Raw genomic sequence first — 11,641 nt, forward strand, 5'->3', positions numbered from 1 at the left:
CACCTATTTGTGTGCAAAGTGACTCGATGAAAATGGCCACATATTTCGGTTCGATCAAACCGATTCTGTTCTGGTCGGTCGCGGCGATTATGACTTTGTCGGTAGTCGCGCAAGCCAATTCGAACGAAACCTTCGTCAGCCAAGGCATGCTGCCCTATGGGTTTTCGATGACATCCTTGCAAGGCGGCAACGACGTTGATCCGCACAAAGCCATTACCCTGGAGGCGGTGGGCTTGGGCGCCCGCTTGTCCAAGGTTGAACTGCTCGACGGCACGGGAAAAGTCCTGTTTGCGGCGAAGGATCAAACCCGCCTTAGCCTGCCTGTCCCTCTAGCTTTCGAGGCTCGCCATAAGATCAAGGTGACGGCGGAGCGGTATTGGTCCGGAGAGTCCGAAACCCGTGAAATTAACTTCACAACGGCCGCCATACCGAAGTTGGAAGGGCCCACGCTTACCCGGTTGGGCCCGGACGCCTCGGTGACCCTGCATTTCGACCGACCCGTGGGGGAGGTGCAGGCCACCGGCGGCCTGACGTTGAAGACGGAACACGATGCCACGGGCCATAACATCCGGTTGCTGGCGAGTGCTTATGGGCAAGACCATAAGTATGCGGTCCAGGTGAACTATAAAACCCCCACGGGCGTATCCCTGCCGCCGCTCGATCTGGAATTGACAACCGCGCCACCCCTTGCCGCCGAGACGAATGTCAAGGGATTGACCAATCTAGGCTTGATGTTGCCGCTGCAAGTGACTTTTAATGAAGCGTTGGCCGATCGGGCCAACGCGGCGAGCCATCTCAAGGTGCAAACCCGTGATGGCCAAGCCATCTCTGGAAAATGGCGCTGGATTGGGCCTCGCCAGCTTAGATTTACCCCCCAGCCTGCATGGCCGGCCTCAAGCGCCATCGAAGTCAGCGACGACGGGCAACATTTAAGAAGCGAGCGCGGCGGGATGCTGAAGCAAGCCCTGATCGAGCAATTCAGCACCGGCACGGACCGGAGGCTTTTCGTCTACCTGGACAGCCAGCGTGTGGAGGCTGTGGAAAACGGCAAAGTGGTGCGCACCTTCAAGGTCAGCACGGGCAAAAGCAAAACCCCCACGGTGACGGGTTCCTTTTATATCTATGACCGTTACCGCCACAAGAGAATGCGTAGCGATGTCGGCAAGGGGCAGCCCGGTTTCTATGAAGTGGAAGACGTCCCGTATACGCAGTTCTTCCATAGAGACTATGCCTTCCATGGCGCGTTTTGGCACAATAGTTTTGGCCGTCCCGCCAGCCATGGCTGCATCAACATGGCTACCAAAGACCAAAACAAGCGCTGGCCCAATGTCTCCGAGGATGCCGGGTGGCTTTATAACTGGGGGGCGCTGGGCCTGCCGGTGACGGTGATGAATAAGGCGCCCGAGCCGATGCAGGCCGGTCATGTGCCGGCCAAAGACAGCAAAGGCACGAATCAGCAGGCCCGTGCCGAGACGGCGATCAGGCAAGAGAATCCCGGCAGAGTCGTTGTCAGGTAGGCAGGCTATTTAATTGCAGAAATCCGGCTTTTCAGTATGACCTACGCCGGACGGGTTTTGTAAACCCGTCCGAACATTTTCTTGAAGCCTTGCCGTTGGCGCGAAACGTTCAGTCCAAGGATTGTAACCCCGGCCTGTGGGACAAATCTGTCTTGAGCGCGATTTTCAGATTAGCATGCGCTCTTCAGCATCAGCCCGACCACACGCCCATCGGCCTGGCGACGAATGACGGCCTGGCAATTACAGACATCGCCGCGAAACACGGTTTCGGTAAGATTGTTGGAATTCTCGGCCGGGCGCGTCTCGGGCTCGCGCCAGGCGATGCCGCAGCCCGTGTCGCCGAAAGCCGAGCGCTCGGCGCCGGCAAGGACCGCTTCCGGTTTTTGATTGGAAGGCAGCGTAAAACTGGCGTTTTGCTCCGTGTATTCGATGCGCTGATCGCGTTTGACATGCAGCCAGCCTCCTTCTTTAAACTGGTATTCCAACACGACGACCGCATCGTCCTGATAGCGGATACGGCATGAAGCAAGGCCGTTGGCGGCCGGAATCGTGTAGAGCGGGCAGGTCTTGATGTTGCGCTGGAGGGCTTGGGCAGTGAGTAGGTCTTGCGCTGACGGTTTGCCTTCCACCACCGTACACGACACTGGCGGGAGCGGTGGCGTCGCATTGCCGGTCAGGGCGGGCGTTGCCGAGCAGGTCGCCAGCAGGAAGCCGGCCCTGCAGAGCGTCAACAAGGAAGTGGCCCGGCTCATTCAATGCCTCGGTCTGTCAAATACTATCAGTGGAGAAACCGCCTCGATATGACGCATCTGAAAACCTTAGGTGGTTTTTTAGAAAGAATGCATCTATAGTCGATGTCATTATCTCGTTGGCTTCGGCTCCGCTCAGCCAACGGCAAATATTTCATTTCGGGTAAACTCATTTCCGGAAATCGCCTTATCGATCAGCTCGGTTACGGTTTCTTCTACACGATGTTCTTTGGCAGGCGCTCACCGTGCCGAAGGCGAGGCGATGCAGAGATTGCGCTGAGCGCGGTTGTTCTCGAACAGCGTAACACGGTTTATGATGTCATCGGCGCTGCTTTGCCCGATTGGCCCTGCGGCGATGCGGCCGGTTGCTGCGCTGACCAGATGCACGTAACTCCGATGCGGGCCGCCCGCGATGGTTGAATTGATTAACAGCTCGGTTTCATCATGCTCCCGCGTTTTCATCGAAGCCGCGCTGCCAGGGTTACAGGCACCGAAAAATATCAGGCCGTTTTCCTTGGTCAGAGAAGCCAGCGATTTGGTGAAGCGAAAGAATCTTTCCTCGGATATTTCAGCGGCGGTTTTTTGCTCGAACAAGGGTTCTCGGCAAATTAGCTCACAGCTATCGAGCAAGTAGGGCCGCAGCCTCTCCGGCTGGCTAGCCAGGCGTTCCGGCGCGCAATAACGGGCGTAGCAGGCGTGATCCAGCGGCTGCAACTGTTTTTCGAGCCCTTTCAGCAGATGGAAGGTGTCGCTCGATTTCATCGGCGCCATTTCCGGCCAGCGCGTGGCCATATAGTCGCTGAATACGGTGTTTTTGCGGGTGTCGTAGGTGATCGACATCGCATTCTCAAGCCCCGGTTGCGCCTCGGAAAGCTGAAGCAATTTGCCTGTGTTCCCCGTGATCTCAAGTTTTTGCCAAAACACCGCATTTTTGAGGACGGGCCCGTCAAAACCGCCGTGGCTGATGAAAACCACCCGGTCGAAAGGCGGCGCTTGCTCCGCTACTTGCTCGACTTCGCGATAATAATCGGGCCAGCTCCAAAGATCGCGCAGCACGGTAACGTCCGCATGGAACTGGTTCCTATAAAAGGCTTTCAGCGTGCGGGCCGGCTGTTCGGACCACCTTGGACTCTCGGTCGAGTGCGGGTCTTTGCTCAGTAAGGGAATCAGCAGCACCCGCTGCGGCCGCTGCAGATTTAGGTCGCTCAATCTGCCAGCAAAGAAACCGCAAGACTTCGAGTGATCCGCGTCGCTGTAAACATCCGCAGCCCCCAGCGACAGTAGCAATACCATCAGCAGCCGACGGTTCACGATTTTTTTCATGATAAGGCCTGTCAAAAAATAGCGGGGAATCCAATCTTGTCCCGCAAAGTTACACTGCGATACGATTCGCTATGGGGCGATAAAAACACGCCTTGTCTATGGTGCTCATATTAGACCACAACACGCGGTTATCCCGGACATCCCGATAGGCAATACATTAGAGTAGAATGGTGCTTTGTCGTTCCGGTCGGCGTGCATTCCGGTGCGTTTTACGCGCAGTCCGGCCAAGCGCAATGACCTTACCGGCAGAAGTGTGGGGCAGGCGTAGCCTGTGCCATCATCTTCGAAGATGATGGCACATCAGGTTGAACGGAGGGTGCTATGAAATTTTTCGTGCCTTTCGTGTTTTTTGTGGACGATGCATCACAGCAGTTCTCAACTTTCCGCCTGAAACGAATAGCCCAGCCGTTTTTGTTTAGCATAATACATGCTGGCATCGGCATAGTGCAGCAATGCATCACTGTCGGTAGCGTGGCGGGGGTAGAGGGCGATGCCGATGCTGACGCCAAATTGTATCGAGGTCTCGCCGTAAGCGATCGGTTTATTCAGGGTGTCCACGATTTTTTTCGCGACCGCAGTCGCGGCTGCCTCGTCGCCGTCCGGCAGCAACAAGGCAAATTCGTCGCCGCCTAAACGCGCGGCGGTATCGGAGTCTCGCACTATCCCCGAGAGCTTTATCGCCACTTCCTTCAGCGCATAATCGCCTGCCGCGTGACCCATCTTATCATTCACCGATTTGAATCCGTCCAGATCCAGAAAAAGCACCGCCAAGGACACCCGACTGCGATGCGCCATCGTGATCGACTGTTGTAAACGATCGACCAACATCCGGCGGTTGGCAAGGCCGGTAAGTTCGTCATGGAAGGACAGCCAGATGAGGCGTTCGTCTTCCTGTTTGCGTTTGGTGATTTCGAAAACCAGGCAGTCCACGCCGATGCAGTTGCCGAACTCGTCATAAACCGGCTCGCTGGTGATTTCGAGCCAGCGCCGTTCGTTGTCGCTGTCATAGACTTCAAGCGCATAGGGCGGGCAGGGCTTGCCCTGGCGGCATAACTCCAGCAGCCTGCTGATTCTTATGTTTTCCGGATGGTCGGTAATACGATTCTGAAAAGTGCTGATGAATTTTTCGGGGTTATAGCCGAGTATTGCCGAGACGGAGGGGCTGACATAAGTGATTTTGCTCTGCTTGTCGCACTGAAAGAAAAAATAATTTTTGCTCTGATTTTCGATCAGATTGCGAAACCGGGTATCGCGGTTTTTCAGTTCGGTTGCGCGTTTCAGCAGCATCTCTTCAAAATCGTTCGGAGAGGCCGTTACGGTCTGAGAGTCTGGCGAGAAGGGATTCTGCGGTGGCGGTACCGGATGCCGGTGATGGAGCCGGACGCGCAGGGTCCATAAGCCGACCACGCCGACAACCGCGAGCAATGGCCAGGTGGATAGCCAATAATTCTCTTCGCGGCGGGGAGGAGCGGTCTTGATGGTGTGCACGATGCTTTTTGGGGCTGGGCTTTCTTTGGCTACGACAGGGGCCACAGCGGGCGGCGGCACCCATTTGAAATAGATCGCGTTCATTTCGGCTTCGCTTAAGGCATCCAGCCCTTTTTGCATAATACCGGCCAGTATCGGCCAATCGCCGCGCACCGCAATGCTTTCATCGGCGGTACGGCGTTCATAAAAGCCCGCAAATTTGATGTCGCTTAATCGGTATTCGGTTTGTAAATAACTGGCGGTGCCGACAAAGGTGATGCAGGCATCCGCTTTTTTCGTGCTGACCGATTGTAGACATTCCCGCATCGACTTCACGACATGGGGTTTGATGGACGGATGCTTTTTTTTGATGCCCTCGGCATATTGATAGTTAAGGATATAGGCGACGGTTTTTCCGGCAAGATCACTGGGCTTTTTGATCGCCGTGTCATTTTTCCGGGTGATGATGGCCAGGGATTTGGTCAGATAGGGGTGGGTAAAATTAAATAATAAGCGGCGTTCCGGCCGGTCCACCATGGTCGCCACAATATCCGTGCGACGTTCGGCAACGGCTCTGTAGATCTGATTCCAGCTTTTTCGCGGCTGATGTTCAAAGCGGATCGGGAGTTTTTGACTGAGCGCATTGAAAATGTCGACTGCGATGCCGCTGAACTTTCCGTTTTGATCAACAAAACTGTAAGGCGGCAGGGAGTCGTCGAAAGCGACCCGGATTGTTTTATGGCGTGCAAGCCAAACTTTTTCTTTTGCGCTCAGCTCTAGCGAATAAGGCGCCGAAGTCTGGCTGCTCGACCGCAGTTCGGTGGATGTGCCCGCAAATGCACTATTGGCCAGCAGGCACATTGCAATGAGAAAAACCATTTTGATAAGTTGCGATCTGATTTGAAATGGCATGCCGCCAAAAAATTTGCTTGGAAATTGTTAAAAAACCGGTTCTGTTCCTTTTGTTACTAAGATAGATAACCGGCGGTGGCGTTCAAAAGAATGCGAAAGAATTCGTTAATCTCCGGGTTGCCGTCGTCTGGTTGTTGCCGAGAGCTATCGATGACCAAGACTTGTGGCGTTAAGTTATTTTTAACATATAAGCCGCTTATTTTCCAGTTTTTGATAAAACTCTAACAGGGTTAGTGCCCATCTTTCGAGCCTATCGAAGGTTCACCGTTCCGCCTGTCACATAACTTTCATTTGTCTCTGTTAGCATCGCGCAGACTGTAAACCGTTGAGGAGGCGATGCGGCAGCATGCATCGGCAATGCCGCATCGGTCTGCGCTGAGATCACAAGAAACATCAATTGCCTATGGACAACATCTCTTACCGAACCATCTGGATTTCAGATCTGCACCTCGGCTCCACGCAATGCCAGGCGGATGTGCTGCTCGATTTTTTGAAGCACAACGACAGCGAAAAGCTGTATCTGGTCGGCGACATCATCGATTTCTGGGCGCTGTCGAAGAAAATGTACTGGCCGCGCGATCACAATACGGTGATCCAGAAAGTGCTCAGGAAAGCGCGGCACGGCACGCAGATCATTTATGTGCCCGGTAACCATGACGAAAATGTCAGGGATTACAACAATTATGTGTTCGGCGATATCGAGGTCAAAAACATGGATGTGCACACCACCTCCAAGGGCAAGCAGTTCCTGGTCGTGCATGGCGACGAGTACGACACGATCGCCCAATACCATCAGTGGATCGCCAAACTGGGCAGCGTGAGTTATGACTTTCTGCTCTGGATCAATCGCATCTTGCGGACGATCCGGCGCTGGCTCGGGATTCAGTCGCATTTTTCGCTGGCCGCGTTTGTGAAGTTCAAGGTCAAGAATATCGTGCAATTCATATCCGAATACGAAAAAAGCATCGTCAGCACCTTGCGCGACAAGGGGCTGGACGGGGTGATCTGCGGCCACATCCATCATGCCGAAATCAAGGAGATGGAAGGGTTTTTGTATGTCAATACCGGCGATTTTGTCGAAAGCTGCACCGCGATCGTCGAGCATTTCAATGGCGAGCTGGAATTGCTGCACTGGATCAAGAAAGAAGAGCCCGTGCTGGCAGCGCAAAGGCCTCTCGAAACGAGTGTTCATGACTGACCGGCAGGCCCCCATGCATAAAACCTCAAACCCTTTTACCGCCCTGAATCCTGTTGCCGCGACTCCCGCGGGCGCAGCGCTTCCGATGACGCGCGGTTTTTACACGATTCTGGCCGCGCAGTTTTTTTCCTCCCTCGGCGATAACGTGCTGCTGTTCGCGGCGATCGCGCTGCTCAAATCGATGGCGGCGCCGGCCTGGCAAATCCCGGTGCTGCAACAATTTTTCGTGTTCGCGTTCATTCTGTTGGCACCGTTTGTCGGCGCCTATGCGGATGCCTTGCCGAAAGGCCAGGTGATGTTCATCAGCAACAGCATCAAGATCGTCGGCTGCCTGGCGATGTTGTTCGGCCTGCATCCCTTGATCGCTTACGGCTTTGTCGGCCTCGGCGCGGCGCTGTATTCGCCGGCGAAATACGGCATTCTGACCGAGTGTCTGCCGCTCGAAAGGCTGGTCTGGGCCAATGGCTGGATGGAAGGGCTGACCGTCGCGGCGATCATTTTGGGCGCGATTTTCGGCGGCGTACTGATCGGCCCTCGGGTCGAGGCGCAGATCGTGCAGCACCTTAGCGAACTGGCGTTCAACGGCGGCATCGATACCGCGCCCGAATTCGCGATTCTGGTGATCCTCGGGATTTATCTGATCGCGGCAGTCCTGAACGTCTACATCCCCAAACTGAAGATCGAACATGCGTTGACGCATCGCGATCCGGCGTCTTTGGTCAAGGAGTTCTGCCTGAGTCTCGGAATGCTCTGGAAAGATCCCCTGGGGCAGGTGTCGCTCGCGGTCACCTCGCTGTTTTGGGGAGTCGGCACCAGTCTGCGTTTCATCATTCTGACCTGGGCCGCCGCCGCGCTGGAACTCGATCTGGAGCGGGCGACGCAATTGACCGCGATGGTCGCGGTCGGTCTGGCGATCGGTTCGGTGATTGCGGCCAAAGCGGTGCCGGTCACCCATGCGGTCAGAGTCTTGCCGCTCGGCATCGCGATGGGGCTGGTCGTGTTGGCGATGGTCTGGGTGACCGACTGGCGGGTCGCGTCCTTGCTGCTGATCCTGATCGGCATACTGGCCGGCAGCTTTTTGATTCCGATGAACGCCTTGCTCCAGCACCGCGGGCATTTGCTGATGGGTTCCGGTCACTCGATCGCGGTGCAGAACTTCAATGAAAACCTGAGCATTCTGTTGCTGCTCGGCGCGTACTCGCTGATGATCCGGGCCGGCTTTTCGATCGACACGGTCGTGATCGTGTTCGGCTTGTTTATCGCGCTCAGCATGGGCGTGATCCATCATCGGCATCGTCATGACCAGGACTTGAATCCGTAAACCGTCCGGCTGTAGGACTCATCTATTTACCGCATTGTCCACGAAAAACACGAAAGGCACGAAAAATTTATTAGTCCAACCCGTTCAACCGTTGCTTTCGGATAACAGCCAAAGTTGACCAACAAACCCAAGCGCATTCCTGTCGCCTTCATCAAACCGTCATCGAACGGTTAACGTTTTGTCATCAACGCTTGCTATTTTACGCGGGATATCAATCCGACATGAGCAAGAAGATATGGCATTACACGACCGTGACGCACTGGGAAACCCTGGCCTCAAAAGCCGGGGAGTGGAAGGATTTTCTGATGCAAAGGGAAAATAAAGCCGCATGAAAATATTTTATGGAGTGCAGGGTACCGGCAACGGCCATATCACGCGCGCGCGCGAAATGGCCAAAGCGCTTGCCGAGGCCGGCGTTGAGGTGACTTATCTGTTTAGCGGACGCGATGCGGCCAAGTATTTCGATATGGAAATCTTCAACGGTTACCACGTCAGGGAAGGGTTGACCTTTCATACCCAGAACGGCGATGTCAGCTATCTGAAAACCGCATGCGACGCCCGTCCGATCAATTTCGTCAGGGAAGTCAAGGCGCTGGATCTCGGCGGTTACGATCTGGTGCTCAGCGATTTCGAACCTGTCACCGCTTGGGCGGCCAAGCTCGGCAACAAAAAGGTTTTGGGCATCGGCCATCAGTATGCGTTCAATCACCGCGTACCGCGCGAAGGCGGCGATGTGATCGCCGCAAGCGTGATGAAATATTTCGCGCCGACGCGGCGGAATATCGGCCTGCACTGGCATCATTTCGGCCAGCCTATCCTGCCGCCGATCATCGCGCCGCATGAGCCGCCGCAGCAGTCCGCCGCGAACAAGATCGTCGTATATCTGCCGTTCGAGAATCCTACTGATGTGGTCAGGCTGTTGATGCCGTTCAAGGCGTTTGATTTTATGCTGTATACGCCGGCGGCGATCGCATCGCCTTCGGCGCATATTCAAGTCAAACCCTTGTCGCGCGAAGGCTTCCATAACGATCTGCACGATTGCGCCGGCATCATCAGCAACGCCGGCTTCGAACTGGTCAGCGAGGCGCTGCAATTGGGCAAGAAGATCCTGATCAAGCCGCTGCATTCGCAGCTGGAGCAAATCTCGAACGCCGCCGCGCTAAAGCAGCTCGGCTATGGACGCATCATGCACGAGCTCGATGCGAAGGCGATCGCGCATTGGCTCGAAAATCCGCACCGGGTCAGGGTCACTTATCCGAATGTCGCGAATATCCTGGTGCGCTGGATGCTGAACGGCATGCCGCCTGTCGATGAAGATTTCATCGAGGCCGGCTGGAGCCAAGTCAACGTGCTGCAATTGAACGATTAGCTAGCTTTCAAACGATAAGGTTTGCCCGAAGACGGTTTGCCAGTCTTGACTGAAGCGATTCACCGCCGGCTCCACGGAAGGATGCGCGAACAGCTCGGCGGCGATGTCGGCCGGCAGCGTGATCGAGGCGACGCCGGCCTTTAGTACCTCCAGCACCTGCTGGGTATTTTTGAAGCTGGCCGGCAGCAGCTTGCTGGCAAGTTGATGGCGGTCGAGCAGGTGCTGCAAGTCGGCGACCACGCCGACGCCGTTTGCGCCTATCGCATCGATCCGGTTCACATAAGGCGCCAGGTAATCGGCGCCGCACAACGCGGCCAGAAATCCCTGCTGCACGCTGTAAATCGCGGTCGCCAGCACCGGAATGTTCCGCACCTTCATTTGCCGGATTGCGGCCAGGCCGGTCTCGGTCGCCGGCACCTTCACCACGATGTCATAAGGCAGCTCCTGCAAGCTGAAGGCTTCCTTGACCATCGCGTCCGCGCTTTCGCTGACCACCTGCACATGAATTCTGGCCTCCTTTCCCAAGACCTCGGCGACCTTCGGCAGCAATTCGGTCAGGCCGCTATTCGCCCTGGCCAGGATCGACGGATTGGTCGTGATGCCGCGCACCGGCAGGGAGGCGCCGAAACGCGCGATTTGGCTAAGGTCGGCGGTATCGAGATATAACTCAAACATGGTAAACGTCCTGATCAAATAAGCGGAGATTTTAACGGAGCGGGCTGCCCCGGCAAAGTCTGTTTAGCGTTTTCGATTTTTCGCGTCAGGCTTGGCGTCTTCAGCGATTCTGGTATATTGAAGTAAATCCCCGTTGCGTTTCGAGTCAATTCGGAACGATACGGCATCCATTTGATCAGGAGGGCGCTCAGATGAAAATTCTAGTCACCGGCGGCACCGGCTTTATCGGCAAGGCCTTGGTCAAAACCCTGGTTGGCGAAGGCCATCACGTGACCGTGCTGAGCCGGACGCCGGAGCTTGTCGAACCATTGTTCGGGCCGGAAGTGTTCGGGCTCGGCCACGTGGATTTTCTGGCGCCGGAGATGTCATTCGAGGTGATCGTTAATCTGGCCGGCGCACCGATCTTCGACGTGCGCTGGAGCGAGGCGCGCAAACAGTTGATCAGAAAAAGCCGGATCGTTCTGACCGAGCAACTGGTCGATTGCATCGAACGAATGAGCGTCAGGCCGAAGTTGTTGATCAGCGGCTCCGCGATCGGCTATTACGGAGATCAGGGCGATGCGGAGCTGACCGAAGAATCCCTCGGCTGTCCCGATTTTTCGCATCGCTTATGCGCGGATTGGGAGGCGGCGGCCAGACGGGCTGCGCAATTCGGCGTGCGTGTCTGCCTGATGCGGACCGGCCTGGTGATTGCGGAAGACGGCGGCTTATTGCAGCGCATGCTGCCGCCTTTCCGTCTCGGACTCGGCGGCAGGCTCGGCAGCGGCAGGCAATGGATGTCCTGGATACACCGGCAGGACTGGATCGACATAGCGCTGACGATGATCGCCGATGAATCGATGCAGGGAGCCTACAATGCCACCGCGCCGAATCCGGTCACGAATCGGGAGTTTACCTGTACGCTGGCGCGCCGTCTGCATCGACCGGCGCTGTTTCCCGCGCCGGCGATCGTGTTGAAATGCCTGCTCGGCGAGATGTCCGAGCTGGTGTTGGGCAGCCAGCGCGTGTTGCCGGAGCGTTTGTTGCAGCAGGGCTTCAAGTTTCATTATCCCGATTTGGACGGGGCGCTGCGGGCGGCGTTGGCGGCGAAATAAATGCTGTCTTGCGAGA

Annotated in this window: 9 protein-coding genes; 5 read left to right on the plus strand and 4 right to left on the minus strand. The window is 55.9% G+C overall.

From position 1 onward, the window contains the following. The first annotated feature begins 26 nt into the window (after positions 1-26). A complete protein-coding gene (locus tag METLA_RS0118945) occupies positions 27-1,517 on the plus strand; it encodes a L,D-transpeptidase (RefSeq protein ID WP_024300055.1) in 1,491 nt (496 codons plus the stop codon). Between the two features lie 170 nt (positions 1,518-1,687). Here the strand turns inward: METLA_RS0118945 and METLA_RS0118950 are convergent, their stop codons facing one another. The 3 genes from METLA_RS0118950 to METLA_RS0118960 all read right to left on the minus strand — a co-directional run bounded on the left by METLA_RS0118950 (position 1,688) and on the right by METLA_RS0118960 (position 5,935). After that, entirely contained in the window at positions 1,688-2,269 is a 582-nt protein-coding gene (locus METLA_RS0118950; RefSeq protein ID WP_024300056.1) for a hypothetical protein, read from the minus strand. Between the two features lie 237 nt (positions 2,270-2,506). Further along, positions 2,507-3,589: a hypothetical protein gene (locus METLA_RS0118955; protein WP_024300057.1), complete on the minus strand. Its 1,083-nt coding sequence runs from the start codon at positions 3,587-3,589 to the stop codon at positions 2,507-2,509. A 375-nt stretch (positions 3,590-3,964) separates the two neighbouring features. Next, positions 3,965-5,935, minus strand: coding sequence for a diguanylate cyclase domain-containing protein (locus METLA_RS0118960; protein ID WP_161635431.1), 1,971 nt, complete (start codon positions 5,933-5,935; stop codon positions 3,965-3,967). Positions 5,936-6,371: 436 nt separating this feature from the next. Between METLA_RS0118960 and METLA_RS0118965 the strand changes: the two genes are divergently transcribed. The 3 genes from METLA_RS0118965 to METLA_RS0118980 all read left to right on the plus strand — a co-directional run bounded on the left by METLA_RS0118965 (position 6,372) and on the right by METLA_RS0118980 (position 9,856). Further along, a complete protein-coding gene (locus tag METLA_RS0118965) occupies positions 6,372-7,166 on the plus strand; it encodes a UDP-2,3-diacylglucosamine diphosphatase (protein WP_024300059.1) in 795 nt (264 codons plus the stop codon). A 13-nt stretch (positions 7,167-7,179) separates the two neighbouring features. Continuing rightward, positions 7,180-8,487 carry a lysophospholipid transporter LplT gene (gene lplT, locus METLA_RS0118970; protein WP_198408481.1) on the plus strand — a complete coding sequence of 436 codons (1,308 nt, stop codon included), beginning with the start codon at positions 7,180-7,182 and terminating at the stop codon, positions 8,485-8,487. Positions 8,488-8,815: 328 nt separating this feature from the next. After that, positions 8,816-9,856: an MJ1255/VC2487 family glycosyltransferase gene (locus METLA_RS0118980; RefSeq protein WP_024300061.1), complete on the plus strand. Its 1,041-nt coding sequence runs from the start codon at positions 8,816-8,818 to the stop codon at positions 9,854-9,856. On the opposite strand, the gene METLA_RS0118985 is transcribed toward METLA_RS0118980, so the two are convergent. Next, complete coding sequence (locus tag METLA_RS0118985; RefSeq protein WP_024300062.1) at positions 9,857-10,531, minus strand: transaldolase family protein; 675 nt, start codon at positions 10,529-10,531, stop codon at positions 9,857-9,859. A 191-nt stretch (positions 10,532-10,722) separates the two neighbouring features. Here METLA_RS0118985 and METLA_RS0118990 point away from each other — a divergent pair, with 191 nt between their 5' ends. Further along, a complete protein-coding gene (locus METLA_RS0118990) occupies positions 10,723-11,625 on the plus strand; it encodes a TIGR01777 family oxidoreductase (protein ID WP_024300063.1) in 903 nt (300 codons plus the stop codon). The last annotated feature ends 16 nt before the right edge of the window (positions 11,626-11,641 follow it).

The sequence above is a fragment of the Methylomicrobium lacus LW14 genome, from assembly GCF_000527095.1.
GTDB classification, from domain to species: domain Bacteria; phylum Pseudomonadota; class Gammaproteobacteria; order Methylococcales; family Methylomonadaceae; genus Methylomicrobium; species Methylomicrobium lacus.